Consider the following 17,646-nt stretch of genomic DNA (forward strand, 5'->3'; position numbering starts at 1 on the left):
ACTGCCCGAAGGCTGGGCATGCCGGCTGCCATGTTGCAGCGCCAGGCCCTGAACCATCCCTGAACAGCCTGCAAAAAAATGCTGGCCTCCCATCAGCCCCACTCGCAAAGACAGGCTGGCGCCCCCTCCCCTTGATCACTCAGCTTGGCGTGTTCAGTCCTCCTGCCGAAGAAACGGCAGCAGATGAGCAATAAAGGCCTCGGGTGCCTCTTCGGTAATGAAGTGGCCACACCCCGGCACTATCGCCCCCTGAAGTCTCAGGGCATTGCCCTTCATCGTCAGCAGCGGCGCATCGTTGGTGGCGTGTTCGGCGCCAATCGCCAGGACCGGCATTTCCAGTGGGCGGCTGGCACGCTCGCGGTTCTGTCGGATGCTCTCGGGGATGGCCCGGTAATAGGCGAACCCGCCCCGCAGCCCACCGGGCACCGAGTAGGCTTTGACATAGGTCTGGATCGCGACCCGCTCCTGATGCACCGACCACTTTTCGAACATGTAAGCCAGGTACTGCGCCTCCCGCCCGGCGATCAGCATCTCCGGCAGGTCCTGCAACTGGTTGAACATGAAGTGCCAGAGAAAGATGTTCTGCCCCGCAGGCGCGAAGATCGTCGGCGCCTCGGCCAGGCCGGGAATCACCGCCTCCGTCAGGGCCAGTTTCTCCACCGCCTGCGGATAGTCGCTGGCCAAGGCGTAGGCCACCCACATGCCGACATCGTGCCCCACCACCGAGTACTGGCTGTAACCCAACGCCAGCATCAAGGCCTGCAGGCGAGACGCCGTGGTGCCGGTGTCGTAGCCCTGTTCGGGGCGATCGGACAAGCCCATGCCGGGGAGGTCGACCGCGATCGCCCGGTAACCCTGCCAGGCCAGCGCCTGCATGACGTGGCGCCAGGTGAACCAGGTCTGCGGCCACCCGGGGATCAACAACACAGGCTTGCCCTGGCCCTCACTGACATAGTGAATGCGCCCGCCGTCCACCTGTACGTAGCCATGGCGGTAGTCACGCCCGGCAAAAGCCTGCTGCTCGAAAAGATCCATGTTCAGCGTCCTTGATGGGAGGGCTGGGCAATGCCCAGCAGTCGGTTGATCTGGGCCTGGTCCAGCGGCGCGCCGGCGAAGTCGTCGAAGACTTTGTCCGTCACCTGGATGATGTGCTCATTGATAAAGGCCACGCCTTCGCGCGCGCCCTGCTCCTGGTCTTTCAGGCAGCACTCCCATTCCAGGGTCGCCCAGCCGGCATAGTCATAGAGCGCCAGCTTGGAAAAGATCCCCTTGAAATCCACCTGCCCGTCGCCCAGCGAACGGAACCGCCCGGCCCGCTCGGCCCAGGGCTGATAACCGCCGTAGATGCCCTGGCGGCCGGTGGGATTGAACTCGGCGTCCTTCACATGAAACATGCGAATGAACTCGTGGTAGATATCCAGGTAGTCCAGGTAATTGAGTTGCTGCAGGACGAAATGGCTGGGGTCGAAGAGCATCTTGCAGCGTGGGTGGTTGCCGACCCGCTTCAGGAACATCTCGAAGCTCACACCGTCATGCAGGTCCTCGCCAGGGTGGATCTCGTAGCACAGGTTCACCCCCTGCTCGTCACAGGCGTCGAGAATCGGCAGCCAGCGCTTGGCCAGTTCATTGAACGCCGAGTCGATCAGGCCTTCCGGGCGCTGTGGAAAGGGAAAGAAATAGGGCCAGGCGAACGAGCCGGAAAAGGTCCCCATATCGCTGAGGCCCAACCGGCGCGAAGCCTTGGCGGACAGTTTCAACTGTTCGAGAGCCCACTGGGTCCTGGCGCCACTGTCGCCCCGCAGAGCCGCCGGGGCGAAGCCATCGCACAGGCTGTCGTAGGCGGGATGCACGGCCACCAACTGGCCGAACAGGTGGGTAGTCAGTTCGCTGATCACCAGCCCATGCTCGGCCAGGGTGCCGCTGACCTCATCGCAATAATCCTGGCTGCTGGCCGCCAGGCGGACATCGAACAGCCGTTCATCCCAGGCCGGTACTTGCAGCGCCTTGAAGCCCAGCCCCGCCGCCCAGGCGGCAATGGCGGGCAGGGTATTGAATGGCGGTGCCGCATCACTGAATTGAGCCAGGTGCAGGCTCGGTCCCTTGAGGGTTTTCATGGTTCACGCCCTATTGTTTGTCGGTCGACAAAAAATAGGACTGCCCTCAACACCCCGTCAATACGATGGCTTGATTTTTTTGTCGATCGACCAATAATTGACAGCACTCCCTTTGCATCGAGAACTGGACATGGCTGGCAGACCCCGCGAATTCGACCGAAAGCAGGCCCTGTACAAGGCGCGCGATGTGTTCTGGCAGCGCGGCTTCGAGGCCACGTCCATGTCCGACCTGGTGGACGCACTGGGCATCGCCTCGGCGCGCATCTATGCGGCCTTTGGCTCCAAGGAAGCGTTGTTTCGCGAAGCCATCGAAGTCTACGAGTCGGGCGACGGCGCCTTTGCCGACGCGGCCTTGGGCGACGATATCAGTGCCCGCGATGCCATCGAGCGCATGCTCAGGGAAGCCGTCGAACTCTATACCCAGCCCGACCGGCCACTGGGTTGCATGGTGGTGTCCTCCGCCACCAATTGCTCGGCGGACAACGACGGCATCAGAGAATGGCTGGCCGAACACCGCCGCGACAGGACCCGCTCCATCATCGAGCGCCTGGAGCAGGCCGTGCGCTCCGGCGAGCTGCCCAAGCGCACCGACGTGACGTCCCTCGGGGACTGCTATGCCACGGTGCTACATGGGCTGTCGGTGCAGGCTCGGGATGGCATCGGCAGGTCGCGCCTATTGGCGATGATTCCCATGGCCATGGCGGCCTTCGATGCGCAAACCGAAGCGGCCACTTAACACTGGCGAGCCGCCAATCGCGGACAAAAAAACGGCCCGGCGGGATCGCCGCCAGGCCGTATTCGAGTCATTGCGCGAGTTACAGAAAGACCGCCGAGAGCATGCCCAGCGCGCCCAGGCAACAGCCGATCAGGGTGCCGCGCCCCGGCAACTCACGGAACACCGACCAGATCACCAGCGGTTCGAGCAGCAACAGCGAGGTCACCGACACCACCGTGATCATCCAGATATCGCCGACCGCCAAATAGCCCAGCCAATAGGCGCCAATCAGGCAGATGCCGGCGAAACACATGATCAGTACAGGCAACGCCAGGTCCGACCATGACGTGTTGCCCGTATGCGCCAGGCGGGCGGCGGCCACTTCGCTGTAGATCGCGCAAAACTCGCCCAGCACCATCAGCCCTACAGCAGAAACTCCGAGTAATTCTTTGGACATATGACAAACCCCTTGGTATTGAGAGCCAGATTTTTCAGCTCCCAGGCAGTAATGGCTCCGCTGACGGAGCCGCCATGACGATGCCGAGGGGTTTGCTCTAATTCAGTGACCGTGAGGAACCTGAACATGTCCATCTCCTGCGTGGTGGGTGGTACGGGCGCCCGCGAACGCCATGGGCGATTGCGGGCCGCTCTCTGTATAGGGTATTTCCGGGGTGGTCGACACGCGTTTTTTTGTAGAGTTTTTGTCTGTTGTCGCGATGACAGCAAGCCTTTGTCCTCCTTATGTCGAGATACTTTCATGGCCCTCCTTGAACTCCACAGCGCCCGCCTCGACCTGGTGGTGCTGAGCCCGGCCCAGGCCGAACTCGAAAGCGCCTATCACCTGGACAACCAGCAACACCTGGCGCCCTGGTCGCCGTTACGACCGGCCCACTACTACAGCACCGAACAGGTACGCCTGCGCCTGGAACAGCAGGCAGTCGCCTATGGTATTGGCAATGCCGTGCATTTCGCCCTGCTGGAAAAGGCCAGCGGCCAGATGATCGGCACGTGCAATTTCACCGGGATCATGCGCGGGGCGTTCCAAGCCTGTTACCTGGGTTATTCCCTTGCCGCGGCCCATCAGGGCCGGGGATTGATGCACGAGGCGCTGCAGACCGCCATCGGCCATATGTTCGACGAGCTGAAGCTGCACCGGATCATGGCCAACTACATCCCCGACAACCAGCGCAGTGCCGCATTGCTGGAACGCCAGGGGTTCGAGCGCGAAGGTTATGCCAGGGTCTACCTGCAGATCGCCGGGCGCTGGCAGGATCATGTGCTCACCGCGCGGGTCAACGACGCCCTGGTGTGACTGGCGCTACTCGGCCCGGAAGTTCCAGACGATCTCCACCACCCGCACCGCCAGGACCAGGTACACCAGGAACAGCGCGACCTGCAGCAGCCGGTGATAAGGCAGCCTGGCCAGCCGGCGCAGGCCGTCGCTGACATTGAGCAGCATCAGCAGCGCCGACACCCCGATCAGCCCCCAGCCGGTCAGGCTGGAGCCGAACAGGCCCAGGAACAGGTGGTGGTCGCTGTGCAGCGCGTTGGTCCCGGCGGCGAACAGCAAGGCGCAGACCAGCAGGTTCTTGACGTTGTCGAAGACCCGCGTGTTCAGGTCGCCGTCCAGCAGGTCCAGATACTTTCGCCACAGTTTGCGCATGTTTAAGGCACCTGTTCAGCCGCAGGAAAGAAAGGCGCCCTGGGCGTTTTCAAAGATCAATCACCCGCCGGGCGCACCTCCCAGCGTAGTGACGATTGCCGCAACCTGCTTGCACTCCGCGGCCCGCCTCAGACTCGCAGGCGCACGGTCTCGAACAAGGCCCGGTCCTCTTTGCGCGCCGAGCGCGCATGCCGGCGGATCACCTGCAGCAGGCAATCGGTGAAACACAGCGCCGGGTTGCTCAGGGCGACGTTGCAGCGGGTGACGATGCTCAGGTGCCGGGGTTCGAACTGCTCCTCCAGTTGCAACGACACCAGGCGCCCGAGGAACGGCGGCGCGGTGCTCATGATGGTCGGACCCCAGGTACACATGTCGGCGCGCTCGACCATCATTTGCAGGATCGCCAGGGAATGGGCACGGACGATGCGGCGTTCGTCGATCTGCGCGCCGTGGCGCCAGAACAGGTCCTGCATCAGCGCGTCGTGGCCATCCGGGGCGTAGTTCAAAGTCCATTGCTGATCGAGCAGCTCATGGATCGAGCGGGCGTTCTGCCGGGCATGGCCCTGGCGCACCAATACCGAGGTCTGATAGTCCAGCAGGGTCTCGCAGGAAAAGTCCTGGGGCGCCTGGGACGGGTGCAACTGGCCGATGGCGAAGTCCATGCTGCCGTCGCGCAGCAGCGGCTGGGCCACCGCCATCAGGCTTTCGAACAGCTCCAGGCGCACCTGCGGCATGCGCTGGCGAAACTCCAGCACCACCTCGGGCAACAGGGTCAGGGCGATCCATGGCGTGACCCCGACACACAGGCGGCCGCTGTTCTTGCCGCGCAACTGGTCCAGTTCGGCCTGGGCATGCTCCAGTTGCTTGAGCACCAGCCGGGCGTGGGTCAGCAGCACCTTGCCGTACTCGGTGAAGTTCAGGCCGCTGGGGGTGCGGACGAACAGCGGCAGCTGCTGGGCGGTTTCCAGCTCGCGCAGCGCCTTGGTCACGGCCGCCTGGGACAGGTTCAGCGAACGCGCGGCGCCGCGGATACTGCCGGTCTCGGCGCTGGCGATCAAGGCTTGGAGTTGATGCAATTTCATCGGCGTGCCCAGGTGACAACTTCAGGTTGTCATCATAACCAAACTGAGCCTCCCCGACAGGCCACCCGATGCCTAAGATCAGCCCGACAGCGCCTCGACGATTCGCCCGACGGGTCCGAGCTGGCGAGCGACCCTGGCCGAGGAGCCCCACCATGAACGCCCGTTACGTGCTACCCGAAATAGCCGAGCAGCAGAACGCGATGATCGCCCTGCGCCGCAGGATCCACGCCCATCCCGAACTGGGTTTCGAAGAGTTCGTCACCAGCGAACTGGTGGCCGGGCAACTGCGCGAATGGGGTTATGAAGTCAGCACCGGCGTCGGCCGCACCGGCGTGGTGGCCACCCTGAAGAATGGCCAGGGCCGCGCGCTCGGCCTGCGGGCCGACATGGACGCCCTGCCGATCCAGGAAACCAGCGGCGTGCCCCATGCCAGCCGGATCGACGGGGTGATGCATGCCTGCGGCCACGACGGGCATACCGCCACCCTGCTGGCGGCGGCGCACTACCTGGCGCGCTCGCGCAACTTCAAGGGCACCCTGCAGATGATTTTCCAGCCCGCCGAAGAAGGCCTGGGCGGCGCCCGGGCGATGCTCGATGACGGCCTGTTCGAGCGTTTCCCCTGCGACGCGGTGTTCGCGATGCACAACGTGCCGGGCCATCCGACCGGGCATCTGGGCTTCTACAGCGGCCCGTTCATGGCCTCGGCCGACACCGTGAGCGTGAAGATCATCGGCCATGGCGGGCATGGCGCGGTGCCGCACAAGGCGGTCGACCCGGTGCTGGTCTGTGCCTCGATCGTGGTCGCCCTGCAAAGCATCGTCGCGCGTAATATCAACCCCCAGGACACGGCCATCGTCAGCGTCGGCGCGATCCATTCCGGCACCGTCTCCAACGTGATCCCCGCTTCGGCCGACATGAGCATCAGCGTGCGCGCCCTGACGCCCGAGGTGCGCCAGTTGCTCGAACGACGCATCACCGAGCTGGTGCACGGCCAGGCCGCGAGCTTTGGCGCCCAGGCGCAGATCGACTATCAGCACTGCCATCCGGTGCTGATCAACCACCCCGAGGAAACCGCCCTGGCCCGGGAAGTGGCCCGCGAGTGGCTGGGCGACGAACAGTTGATCCACGACCTCAAGCCGTTCACCGCCAGCGAAGACTTCGCCTTCATGCTCGAACGCTGCCCCGGCAGCTACCTGGTGATCGGCAATGGCCAGGGCGAGGGTAGCTGCCTGCTACACAACCCGGGTTACGACTTCAACGACCACTGCCTGCCCATCGGCGCGACCTATTGGGTCAAGCTGGCCGAGCGTTTTCTTGGCTGAGTGGTCAGGTAGCGACAAAAGGCTGTAGCAGTGTCATCACTGACGTAGCCGGCGATTAACCGAGGAAAAAACAATGAAAAAAATGATCGCTGCGGTTTCATGGGTGCTGTTGTCGGTGTCGGCCAGCGCCGGCGCGGCCGACTGGTCGGGCAAGGTGCTGAAGCTGGGCGTGGACCCGACCTACCCGCCCCTGGAATACAAAGACCCCGACGGCAAGCTGAGCGGCTTTGGCATCGACATCGCCGAAGCCCTGTGCGCCGAGCTGAAGGCCCGCTGCGTGTGGGTCGAAAGCAGCTGGGACGGGATGATCCCCGCCCTGCTGGCGCGCAAGTTCGACGCCATCGCCTCGTCGATGACCGTCACCCCCAAGCGCATGACCCGCATCGCCTTCACCGACAAGATATCCAACGCCCCCGCGCGGCTGATCGCCAAGCGCGGCGCGGGCCTGGTGCCGACCCTCGACTCGCTCAAGGGCAAGCGGGTCGGCGTCGAACAGGGCTCGGCCCAGGAGGCCTACGCCAAGGCCAAGTGGGGCGCCCAAGGGGTGCAGATTCTCTCCTACCAGAGCCAGGACCAGGTGTACGCCGACCTGATCGTCGGGCGTCTCGACGCCTCGTTGCAGTCGTCGATCCAGGCCAGCTACGGCTTCCTGTCCAAACCCATGGGCAAGGATTTCGAGTTCGCCGGCGACACCCTCAGCGACCCGGGCTTTTTCGGTGTCGGCGACGGCATCGGCCTGCGCAAGGACGATGTGGAACTGCGCGAGGACCTGAACAAGGCGCTGGCGACCATCCTGGCCAACGGCACCTACGCCAGGATCAACCGCAAATACTTCGACTTCGACATCTACGGCGGGCCCTGACCGCGACTGCGCAACGCCAGGCGCGACGCCCGCCGCCGCCACGGCCGCGTCGCCGCCTTTTTCAGCTCACTCTAATAACAACAAGGGGCGTGAAATGCTTCTGGAAGGTTTTGGCCCGCAGATTCTGCAGGGCACCCTGACCACCCTCAAACTGGCCCTGTCGTCACTGCTGCTGGCGGTGCTCCTGGGCCTGCTCGGCGCCAGCGCCAAGGCCTCTGGCAACCGTGGCCTGCAAGCGCTCGCCGGCGGCTACACCACGCTGATCCGCAGCATGCCCGACCTGGTGATCATGCTGCTGTTGTTCTTCAGCCTGCAGATGCTGCTCAACCAGCTCACCGACTGGCTGCAGATGGCGCAGATCGACATCGACCCATTCCTCGCCGGGGTGCTGACCCTGGCCTTCATCTACGGTGCCTACTTCACCGAGACCTTTCGCGGCGCGTTCCAGGCGGTGCCCCGGGGCCAGCAGGAAGCGGCCAGGGCCTACGGCATGAGCCGCGCCCAGACCTTTCGCAAAGTGCTGTTCCCGCAGATGTTGCGCCATGCCTTGCCGGGCATCGGCAACAACTGGCTGGTGCTGATCAAGTCCACGGCGCTGGTGTCGATCATCGGCCTGAGCGACGTGGTCAAGGCCACCCAGGACGCCGGCAAGGGTTCGATGCAGTTCTTTTACTTCACCCTGGTCGGCGGCCTGATATACCTGGCTATCACCAGTCTTTCCAACCTGGTGTTGATCTGGCTGAGCCAGCGTTACTCGGTCGGTGTGAAGAGGGCCGCGCTATGACCGATATTCTCCAGGAGTACTGGCAGGCCTACCTGTGGAGCGATGCCGCGCAGCTGTCCGGGCTGGCCATGACCCTATGGTTGCTGGTGCTGTCGGTGTTGGTCGGCTTCACCCTGGCGGTACCCTTGTCCCTGGCCCGGGTCAGCCGCAACCCACTGCTGCGCACCCCGGTGTGGCTCTACACCTATGTGTTTCGCGGCACGCCGCTGTACATCCAGCTGCTGTTCTTCTACGCCGGGGTCTACAGCCTGAGCGTGGTGCGCGCCCAGGACTTTCTCGACGCGTTCTTTCGCGACGGTTTCAACTGCACGGTGCTGGCGTTCGGGCTCAACACCTGCGCCTACATGACGGAGATTTTCGCCGGCTCCATCCGCTCCATCGCCCATGGCGAGGTGGAAGCGGCGAAGGCCTATGGCATGAACCGCTTCACCTTCTACCGGCGCATCCTCCTGCCATCGGCCTTGCGCCGGGCGCTGCCGTCCTTCAGCAACGAAGTGATCCTGATGCTGCACTCCACCTCCGTGGCCTTTACCGCCACGGTGCCGGACCTGCTCAAGGTCGCCCGCGACGTCAACTCGGCCACCTACGCCTCCTTCAGCGCCTTCGGCATTGCCGGCGTGCTCTACGCCTGCAGCGCCTTTGTCCTGATCTGGCTGTTCCGCCGCGCCGAACTGCGCTGGCTGGCCTACCTCAAGCCACAGACTCACTGATCCCTTACGGGAGAGGCTCGCATGTACAAATTGATCGTCGAAGACCTGCACAAGAACTACGGTAGCCACGAGGTGCTCAAGGGTGTGTCGCTCAAGGCCAAGGCCGGCGATGTGATCAGCATCATCGGCTCCTCCGGTTCCGGCAAAAGCACCTTCCTGCGCTGCATCAACTACCTTGAACAACCGTCCGGCGGACGCATCGTGGTCAACGCCGAAGAGCTGCGCACCCGCAAGAACCGCCTGGGCGAACTGTGCGCGGCCGACCCGAAGCAGCTGCAAGCGATGCGCAGCAAGCTGGCGATGGTGTTCCAGCACTTCAACCTGTGGAGCCACATGACAGTGCTGGAAAACATCATCGAATGCCCGATGAATGTGCTGGGCATCGCCCGTGACGAGGCCATCGAGCGGGCCCGCAAGTACCTGGACAAAGTCGGCCTGCCGGCCAAGGTCGAGGCCCAGTACCCGTCCTACCTGTCCGGCGGCCAGCAACAGCGCGTGGCCATCGCCCGGGCGCTGGCCATGGAGCCACAGGTAATGCTGTTCGACGAGCCGACCTCGGCCCTCGACCCGGAGCTGGTGTCGGAGGTGCTGCGGGTCATGCAGCAACTGGCCGAGGAAGGCCGGACCATGGTGGTGGTTACCCACGAGATGGCCTTCGCCCGCGAAGTCTCCAACCACGTCATGTTCCTGCACCAGGGCCGGGTGGAAGAGGAAGGACCGCCCGAGCGCGTACTGGAAACCCCCAGCAGCGAGCGCTTGAAGCAGTTTCTTTGCGGCAGCCTCAAATAGAGTCCTGAGCAAGGCCGTCGGGTGTGGCCCCTTACACCCGGCGGCGGGGCCGCGTTCGGGCGCCAGGACCAGGGATTGGCCTGGCGCCCGGGAGCGCGGTACTTCGCCACCGCCCCGGATAAACCGCCAGCCGCCAGCGTCGCCGCCCAATCCCTCCCTCGTTCACGATTTGTTAAGAATCACCTCCGTATACTCGGAGCGCCTGATCCTCCCCGGCGCAATCTCTTCGGCAGTCCCCTCATGTCGCGACCCGCACCGCTGTTGCTTCTGCTTGCCGCCCTGCTGTTCTTCTTCGCCCTGGGCAACCACCAGTTGCAAGGCTCCACCGAAGCCCGGGTCGCCGGGATCGCCATGCAGATGCACCTGGACGATGACTGGGTGACGCCGCGCCTGTTCGGCCAGCCCTTCCTGGAAAAACCGCCGCTGAGCCTGTGGCTCGATGCCAGCGCCATCCGCGTATTCGGCGGCACGCCGTGGGCGGTGCGCCTGGCCTCGGCCTTCGCCGGGCTGTTCAGCGTGATGCTGCTGTACGCCATGCTGCGCCGCTTCGGCCGGCCGCCAGCGGTGGCCTGGGTCGCCGGGGCCATGCTGGCGACCATGGCCAGTTACTGGGGCAATGTGCGCGGGGTTGGTGAAGACGCCCTGCTCAGCCTCGGCGTGACCCTGGCGCTGCTGGCGTTTTTCCACACCCAACGGCGCCAGGCCGAAGGCCAGCCGGCCACCCTGGGCTGGCTGCTGTTCGCCCTCGGCATCGCTATCGCCACCCTGAGCAAGGGCGTGCTGGGCTTGGCGATGCCGGGCGTGGTGATCTTCGCCTGGCTGCTGGCCGACAGCCTGATCGAAAAGCGCTTCGCCCTCGGCCATTGGCTCAAACCCGCCCTGCTGACCCTGCTCGGTCTGGTGCCACTGCTGATCTGGCTGTATTTCCTGTACCAGCGCGGGGGCCTGCAAGCCCTGGGCGAAGTGCTGTGGACCAACAGCGTCGGGCGTTTCGATGGCTCCTTTGTCGAGGCCGGGCATTACGAGCCCTTCTATTACTACCTGGCTAAGCTGCCGCAAGCCTTCCTGCCGTGGAACATCCTGGTCTACCTGGGCCTGTGGCACTTTCGCAAAAGCCTGGTGAAAAACCGCTACCTGCTGTTTTTCAGCCTGTGGCTCGTAGCCCAGTTCACCCTGCTGTGCCTGGCGTCGAGCAAGCGCACCGTGTACCTGATGTCGCTGACCCCGGCCGCGGCGGTGCTGGCGGCCGAATACGCGGCAGTGCTGTACGAACGCCTGCGCCAGCGCGCCGCGGGTGATGGGTTCTGGAGCATCGTGGGGCGTCAGCGCCGCGGCCTGGCCATTGGCGTGCTGACGCTGGTGGTGTGCAGTTACCTGGTGGCCGCGCAGTGGGCCGCGCCACGGGCCGATCGCAAGCTGTCCTTTGTGCCGCTGATCAGCGAGATCCAGACGCTACAGGCCGCCGGGAAACAGGTGGCGCTGTATCAGGCCAACGAACGCGCGGCCGGCGCCAGCGTGTTCTACACCCAGAGCCTGCTCAAGGATGTGCAGACCGAAGCCCAACTGAATGAGTTTCTCGGCACCTCGCCGAACAACGTAGCGGTCATGGCCCTGGAGGAAGACCCCAAGCCACCGCTCAAGGTACTGAAGAAGGTCACGGTCAGTCGCCAGGCCTACTACTTTGTCGGCCACTGACCGGCACAGTGAGCGCCCATAAAAAAGGCACCCTCATGGGTGCCTTTTTTTATCTCGTCGCCAGGCTTTCGCACCGGCGCCGACATGGCTCACTGAACGGATTTCAGCTTGACCACATCGCCGGAGACCTTGGTGGTGTAACCGCTCAGGACCCAGGCCCAGAACCAGTTTTCCTGGATCTGGGTGTTGATCATCGCGTCACCGCCCTTGGCCTGGATGGCCGCAGTCTGGGCGCGGACGAAGCGGTTGTTCTGCCGGATTGGAATGACCCCGAACAGCATGATGCCGGTAGCCGTTGCTTCGCTGTGACCGACCACGGTGTACTGGCTACTATCCAGTTGCTGAGTTTTCATCGCAGTGCCGGTGCAGCCAGCCATGGCCAGGACAACCAGCGCCGAGGCGGCAACTTTGCTCAAGTGTTTCATGCATGACTCCATAAACCAGGAACCCGGGAACTCTTTTCTCCGGGGCGCGCACCCTAACAGTTCTGGTCACCCAAAAAACATCGGCAAGCGCCAAAAATTGCGCCGGGGCCCTCTCCCGCCAGGTGCCTCGCACTGACGATTCAGTCAGCTACTGAAGCGCCGTTATCGATCGGCGCCGCGGACTGCTCGGCCCCCGGTTCGCTGTGCGCCAGCACCGGTTGTTCCAGGCGCGCGCGGCCATAAAACAGCAGCGCCGTCAGCAGGCAGGTGATCCACACCACGATCCCCGCCCAGAAGGTATGGGACATGTAGTGCCAACCCTGCAGCACCCGGGTGGTGCCATAGACGAAACCCAGCAGCAGCGAGCCGTACAGCAGCGCCTTGGCGTGGCGCCAGCGATAACGCCGGGCCACGAAGTACAGTGCCAGCAGGGTGAAACCGCCCGAGGCATGGCCGCCCGGCCAGCAGCGGCCGTCACCGGCGGTCTTCAACAGCTCGAAGTTCTCATACCACTCCTTGTGCTCGATCTTGCCGGCGTACTGGGTGGTTTCCACCGGGCAGTACACGCTGGTGTGGCCCTTGAGGTAGTGAATAGCCCCGGTGCACAGGGCGAAGGCCACCACCACGAACAGCAGGTCCCGGCGATGGCGCGCGGTAAAACGCAATACCGGCGCCACGCGGAGCCTCTCCAGCAAGGCCTTGCCGCGGCCGAACCTTGCGCCCTTGAACAACGGCCAGACAAACGACAGCAGCAGCCCGATCAGCGCCAGCTCGCCGGTCCAGTTGGGGATGATCCGCGCCCATTTGTGGGTGATCTTCTCGAACAGATGGGAGTGATCCAGCGGGAAGGTCTGGCTCAGCGGATCGAAGAACAGGTCGCTGAAGGCGATGTCGATCCGGGTCATGTCGAACATCAGGAACACCAGCGCCGCGCACAGCAGCGGCAGGCCAAGGTTCCATTTATAAAAGCTCCAGGCCGTAAAGCGGGAACGGGAAAGCGCCGGCATATGCAGAGTCTCGGGCAAGGGACGGTCAGGGGCGATTGAAGGCAACGGAACGCCAGTCGCTGGCTTCGATGAAGCCGAGCATGTGCGGACGCCCGTCGAGGGGATCGGTGGAGACGAACAACGAGGCGCCGTAGCCCAGGGTCGAGGACGGCAGCTTCAGCGCCTTCTCCAGCGCGGCCATGCATTCGCTGTGGGTCACCAGCACCAGGTTGCGCCCGGCCACCTTGTGCGCCAGGGCATCGCGCAACAGGCTGCGTTTGCAGTCGAACAGCCAGTCTTCGCCACTGCCGGCCTTGCTGAACATATAACCCGAGGTCTGTACCGCGCGGGTCAGCGGGCTGTGGTAGATGTCGGCCTTGTCCAGCCCCAGGTGTTCGAACTGCGCGCCCACACCCACCGCCACGTCACGGGCACGGTCGGTGATGCCGTCGGGCACGTTCAGGCAGGCGGCCCTGGAATGGTCGCAACGCTCGACGTGACGAATCAGCACAATCATCTGGCCCTTGGCCCAGCCGGCGCTCAAGGCCCTGGCGCCGGCCAGGTTGCCGTGGGCCAGGTCCGGCACCGCCGCGGGCTTGAGCACAAAGAACACCAGCGGCAGCACCAGCAAGGCCACCAGGGCGATCACCAGGGTATTGCGATAACGGGCAAAACGGCTCGCGACGAGCGCGGGCTTTGCCACCGGAAGACTGAGTCCTGACGCCACGTGCGAGCCGCCCCTATATGACCACCAGACATTGAGTTGAGCAGCGCAGCAGACGCTAACCGCCGCTCATGACAAATCGAGTGCGAGGCACCCGATCGATGGACGGACTCTAGGGAGCCTGGCGTGGGCCAGGGGTGAAACGGATGTGAAAAAAAGCTCAATCGGCCAGGCGGTTTCTGGAGCGAAATCCGGCCCTTGAAAAGCCCCAAAATGGTGCAAAAAACTAATGCGACGAAATCGTTTCAGCTATTGCCCTTGCCGCCGATACACACCTGCGAACAAATCCTTGCTGGCCACCAATAACAACAATCTTCCAGCGATACACGATCAAGCAGCACAACGTTCCTGGAGGAATTGCATGAATAGCTGGTTCGGCAACATCAGCGTCAATCTCAAGTTAGGCCTGGGCTTCGGCCTGGTCCTGGCCCTGACTACCATCCTCGCCATCACGGGCTGGACCAGCCTGGGCGGTCTGATCGACCGCAGCAACTGGATGAGCGACATCACCCAACTGAACGCCGGGCTGACCAAGCTGCGCGTGACCCGCCTGCAATACATGCTGACCAACGGCGACGAAACCGCCGCGCAGAATGTGCAGGCCTCCCTGGACGACTTCTCGGCCCAGCAACAAAAGCTGCAGAACAGCTTCAAGAACCCGGCCAACATCAAGCTGCTCAAGGAACAGGGCGCCACCATCAGCGCCTACCAGGCGTCCCTGAACAAGATGCGCAATGCCTACCGCAACGCCAACGCCGCCCGCGCGGTGATGAACGGCAACTCGGAAACGGCGCGCAACCTGATCAACAGCATCACCACGCGCGTTCAGCAAATGCCCCTGAGCGACCAGCGCTTCGAACAGTTCCAGGCCATCACCAAGGCCCGTGAGGAGTTCCTGCTGGCGCGTTTCGAAGTCCGTGAATACATCTACAACAGCACCGCGGAAGCCGAACGCAATGCCGCCGCCCAGATGAACGCGGCGATTGCCGCGCTGGGTGGCCTGGACAGCCATTTCAGCAGCACCCAGGGCGATGCCCTGCGCCAGTTGAAAACAGCGCTGGATGACTACCGCACCTCCCTGCTGACCTTCAAGGCCGCGGTCAGCGAAGCCGGCCAGGCGCGCAAGGAAATGACCGAACAGGGTGCCCTGATCGTCAGCCAGAGCGAAGAGCTGTACCAGTTCCAGCTCGACCGCCGCGACGAAGAAAGCGTCCAGGCCCGCAGCCTGCAACTGATCAGCACCCTGCTGGCGCTGCTGGTGGGCATCCTGGCCGCGGTGATCATCACCCGCCAGATCACCCGCCCACTGCGTGAAACCATGACCGTGGTCGAGCGCATCGCGTCCGGCGACCTGACCCAGGACGTGCGCGTCACCCGCCGCGACGAACTCGGCGTGCTGCAACAAGGCATCGGCCGCATGGGCGTGACCCTGCGCGAACTGATCACGGGCATCCGCGACGGCGTGACCCAGATCGCCAGCGCCGCCGAAGAGCTGTCGGCGGTGACCGAGGAAACCAGCGCCGGGGTCAACAGCCAGAAGGTCGAGACCGACCAGGTGGCCACCGCCATGCACGAGATGACCGCCACCGTGCAGGAAGTCGCGCGCAACGCCGAAGAAGCCTCGCAAGCCGCGGCCGCCGCCGACGGCGAAGCCCGCGAAGGCGACAAGGTGGTGGCCGAAGCCATCGCCCAGATCGAACGCCTGGCCAGCGAAGTGGTGCGTTCCACCGACGCCATGAGCGTGCTGCAACAGGAAAGCCAGAAGATCGGCAGCGTCATGGACGTGATCAAGGCCGTGGCCGAACAGACCAACCTGCTGGCGCTGAACGCCGCCATCGAAGCCGCCCGCGCCGGTGAAGCCGGTCGCGGTTTCGCCGTGGTCGCCGACGAAGTCCGCGCCCTGGCGCAACGCACGCAGAAGTCCACCGAGGAAATCGAAGGCCTGGTGGCCGGCCTGCAGAACGGCACCCAGCAAGTGGCCAATGTGATGAACAACAGCCGCAGCCTGACCGACAGCAGCGTCGACCTGACCCGCAAGGCCGGTGTCTCCCTGGAGAACATCACCCGCACGGTGTCGAACATCCAGTCGATGAACCAGCAGATCGCCGCCGCTGCCGAACAGCAGAGCGCCGTGGCCGAGGAAATCAGCCGCAGCATCATCAACGTGCGCGACGTCTCGGAACAGACCGCCGCCGCCAGCGATGAAACCGCCGCCTCCAGCGTCGAACTGGCGCGCCTGGGCAACCAGCTGCAAATGATGGTCAGCCACTTCCGCGTCTGACCCTCAAGGCCCTGTCGCGAGCACACTCGCTCGCGACAGGCCGCCCACCCTCCCCAATCCCTGTAGCCGCTGCCGCAGGCTGCGATAGGACCGAAGGTCCTCCAGCGGTCTCAAGCCCCTGCGTCCGCTTCGCGGCCGATCGCAGCCTCGCGGGCTCGGCAGCGGCTACAGGGTTCGGGTTCCAGATTCCAGATTCGGGGTTCGGGGTTCGGGGTTCGGGTTCAGACCTGCGTTGGCGGGCGGCTGCCGTCGAGCAGCGCATCCACCACACCCCGCGCCATCTCCACGTTGTGGATCATCGACCAGATCAGGCCACGCTCCACGCCACTGGCCCGCTCGGTGATCTCATCGGACACCTCTTCGGCGGCCTTGAGCAGGATCGAAACGTGAAGCAACGCCTCCTCGGCGCTGATGCCCTCGCGAACACAAAACAACGAGTCACGGCCAACGACAGTCCCCACGGTTGGCTTGAGCGCATCCATCGGCGAACCATCACCACGATGCCGGCACAGCGCCTGAAGCATGCTTTCATTGGCACGATCATGCTCAGGATTTCTACGTGAGCACGGAAGGGAAACGGGTGGATCGGGGACGAGCTTTTTCATGGCGGATCCTCTTGGAATGGAGCCACCACCTACCGCTGCTAAACGAATGAGGGTGGCAGCTGTACGCGGGTTAGCAGACCGGTCCAAGATTCCGGCGCACCCGAAGGTGCCCCACGCACAGCCGCCATGACAGCAAACAGCAACCGAACATCATTGGTTGAGCTGACAGCGATACCTGCGTGACTTGGAAGCGAGCTGCTAAACCCGATCACCGAAAAACCGGTGACGAACCCGAGGCTAGAGAGCCCCCTTCCCAGACGCAAGCGCCCCGGAGTTTCTCGGAAAAGCCTTACAAAAGAAAGCGAAGAGCCTCACTTTCAGACAGCGTCCTACACGACAAACCTGTCAGCCGCGGGACCTGATCGCGAGCAAGCTCGCTCCTACAAAAAGCGCCGATATAACCGGTCTGTAGCCGCTGCCGAGCCCGCGAGGCTGCGATAGGACCGAAGGTCCTCCAGCGGTTTCAAAATCCCTGCGCCCCCTTCGGGGTCGATCGCAGCCTCGCAAGCTCGGCAGCGGCTACAGGGCTAGCGCCGACCGGTAGGTCGCGCATGGCGCAGCTTTGGCTTTTGATTTTGATCTACCCGCCCCATCGGGAGGCCGAGTGGAGGCGTTCATCAGGGGGATGGCGCGCAGCGCCCCTCGACGCAGTCGAGGACATCGTATGGAGGTCGAAGCGAAGCCGACCGGAGTCGATGCCCCCTGATGGACGCCGGAGCGAGGGAACCTGAGCGCAGCGAAGGCCGTACGCCAGGGGCGTGAACGGGACAACCACATAGGTAACAGAAAAGTTCAGGCACATAGGTAACACCAAATCAGGCCTATGACGCCGGACTGAGCCTGATGTAACCGTCCTGGGCATCTTTCAAATCAAAGCGACCCAACTTGA

At 63.7% G+C, this 17,646-nt stretch carries 18 protein-coding genes; 9 read left to right on the forward strand and 9 right to left on the reverse strand.

Annotation, left to right across the window (positions count from 1 at the left end):
* Positions 1–153: 153 nt before the first annotated feature.
* Together CRO75_RS24250 and CRO75_RS24255 are read right to left on the reverse strand one after the other, a co-directional pair.
* Positions 154–1,035, reverse strand: a complete 882-nt coding sequence (locus CRO75_RS24250) for an alpha/beta hydrolase (RefSeq protein WP_097138703.1) — start codon at positions 1,033–1,035, stop codon at positions 154–156.
* Between the two features lie 2 nt (positions 1,036–1,037).
* Complete coding sequence (locus CRO75_RS24255) at positions 1,038–2,114, reverse strand: sugar phosphate isomerase/epimerase (RefSeq protein WP_097138705.1); 1,077 nt, start codon at positions 2,112–2,114, stop codon at positions 1,038–1,040.
* 130 nt (positions 2,115–2,244) lie between these two features.
* Here CRO75_RS24255 and CRO75_RS24260 point away from each other — a divergent pair, with 130 nt between their 5' ends.
* On the forward strand, positions 2,245–2,850 hold the full coding sequence (locus tag CRO75_RS24260) for a TetR/AcrR family transcriptional regulator (protein WP_097138707.1): 606 nt from the start codon (positions 2,245–2,247) through the stop codon (positions 2,848–2,850).
* A 79-nt stretch (positions 2,851–2,929) separates the two neighbouring features.
* Here the strand turns inward: CRO75_RS24260 and CRO75_RS24265 are convergent, their stop codons facing one another.
* On the reverse strand, positions 2,930–3,247 hold the full coding sequence (locus tag CRO75_RS24265) for a hypothetical protein (RefSeq protein WP_097138709.1): 318 nt from the start codon (positions 3,245–3,247) through the stop codon (positions 2,930–2,932).
* A 339-nt stretch (positions 3,248–3,586) separates the two neighbouring features.
* On the opposite strand from CRO75_RS24265, the gene CRO75_RS24270 reads away from it, so the two are divergent.
* Complete coding sequence (locus tag CRO75_RS24270) at positions 3,587–4,141, forward strand: GNAT family N-acetyltransferase (protein WP_097138711.1); 555 nt, start codon at positions 3,587–3,589, stop codon at positions 4,139–4,141.
* A gap of 6 nt (positions 4,142–4,147) precedes the next feature.
* Here CRO75_RS24270 and CRO75_RS24275 read toward each other — a convergent pair whose 3' ends face one another.
* A complete protein-coding gene (locus CRO75_RS24275) occupies positions 4,148–4,492 on the reverse strand; it encodes a hypothetical protein (RefSeq protein WP_009042086.1) in 345 nt (114 codons plus the stop codon).
* Between the two features lie 128 nt (positions 4,493–4,620).
* Positions 4,621–5,574, reverse strand: a complete 954-nt coding sequence (locus tag CRO75_RS24280; protein ID WP_097138713.1) for a LysR substrate-binding domain-containing protein — start codon at positions 5,572–5,574, stop codon at positions 4,621–4,623.
* A 152-nt stretch (positions 5,575–5,726) separates the two neighbouring features.
* On the opposite strand from CRO75_RS24280, the gene CRO75_RS24285 reads away from it, so the two are divergent.
* The 6 genes from CRO75_RS24285 to CRO75_RS24310 all read left to right on the forward strand — a co-directional run bounded on the left by CRO75_RS24285 (position 5,727) and on the right by CRO75_RS24310 (position 11,736).
* Positions 5,727–6,896 (forward strand): M20 aminoacylase family protein, encoded by a 1,170-nt coding sequence (locus CRO75_RS24285; protein ID WP_097138716.1) that lies wholly within the window; start codon positions 5,727–5,729, stop codon positions 6,894–6,896.
* Positions 6,897–6,969: 73 nt separating this feature from the next.
* A complete protein-coding gene (locus CRO75_RS24290) occupies positions 6,970–7,758 on the forward strand; it encodes an ABC transporter substrate-binding protein (RefSeq protein ID WP_097138718.1) in 789 nt (262 codons plus the stop codon).
* 94 nt (positions 7,759–7,852) lie between these two features.
* Entirely contained in the window at positions 7,853–8,542 is a 690-nt protein-coding gene (hisQ, locus tag CRO75_RS24295) for a histidine ABC transporter permease HisQ (RefSeq protein WP_097138720.1), read from the forward strand.
* Entirely contained in the window at positions 8,539–9,252 is a 714-nt protein-coding gene (locus tag CRO75_RS24300; protein WP_097138723.1) for an ABC transporter permease, read from the forward strand. The genes hisQ and CRO75_RS24300 overlap by 4 nt, the downstream gene beginning before the upstream one ends.
* A 21-nt stretch (positions 9,253–9,273) precedes the next feature.
* Entirely contained in the window at positions 9,274–10,041 is a 768-nt protein-coding gene (locus tag CRO75_RS24305; protein ID WP_097138725.1) for an ATP-binding cassette domain-containing protein, read from the forward strand.
* A gap of 240 nt (positions 10,042–10,281) precedes the next feature.
* Positions 10,282–11,736, forward strand: coding sequence for a phospholipid carrier-dependent glycosyltransferase (locus tag CRO75_RS24310; RefSeq protein ID WP_097138727.1), 1,455 nt, complete (start codon positions 10,282–10,284; stop codon positions 11,734–11,736).
* Positions 11,737–11,825: 89 nt separating this feature from the next.
* Here the strand turns inward: CRO75_RS24310 and CRO75_RS24315 are convergent, their stop codons facing one another.
* From CRO75_RS24315 to CRO75_RS24325, 3 genes are all read right to left on the reverse strand, one after another.
* Positions 11,826–12,161 (reverse strand): hypothetical protein, encoded by a 336-nt coding sequence (locus tag CRO75_RS24315; RefSeq protein WP_097138729.1) that lies wholly within the window; start codon positions 12,159–12,161, stop codon positions 11,826–11,828.
* 140 nt (positions 12,162–12,301) lie between these two features.
* Positions 12,302–13,168: a phosphatase PAP2 family protein gene (locus CRO75_RS24320; RefSeq protein ID WP_097138731.1), complete on the reverse strand. Its 867-nt coding sequence runs from the start codon at positions 13,166–13,168 to the stop codon at positions 12,302–12,304.
* 25 nt (positions 13,169–13,193) lie between these two features.
* Positions 13,194–13,850 (reverse strand): histidine phosphatase family protein, encoded by a 657-nt coding sequence (locus tag CRO75_RS24325; protein WP_097138733.1) that lies wholly within the window; start codon positions 13,848–13,850, stop codon positions 13,194–13,196.
* A 382-nt stretch (positions 13,851–14,232) separates the two neighbouring features.
* Between CRO75_RS24325 and CRO75_RS24330 the strand changes: the two genes are divergently transcribed.
* Entirely contained in the window at positions 14,233–16,152 is a 1,920-nt protein-coding gene (locus tag CRO75_RS24330; protein WP_009042080.1) for a methyl-accepting chemotaxis protein, read from the forward strand.
* Positions 16,153–16,373: 221 nt separating this feature from the next.
* Here CRO75_RS24330 and CRO75_RS24335 read toward each other — a convergent pair whose 3' ends face one another.
* On the reverse strand, positions 16,374–16,757 hold the full coding sequence (locus tag CRO75_RS24335) for a hypothetical protein (RefSeq protein ID WP_097138735.1): 384 nt from the start codon (positions 16,755–16,757) through the stop codon (positions 16,374–16,376).
* Positions 16,758–17,646 lie beyond the last annotated feature (889 nt).

It is taken from the genome of Pseudomonas sp. LAMO17WK12:I10 (assembly GCF_900215185.1).
GTDB classification, from domain to species: Bacteria; Pseudomonadota; Gammaproteobacteria; order Pseudomonadales; family Pseudomonadaceae; genus Aquipseudomonas; species Aquipseudomonas chlororaphis.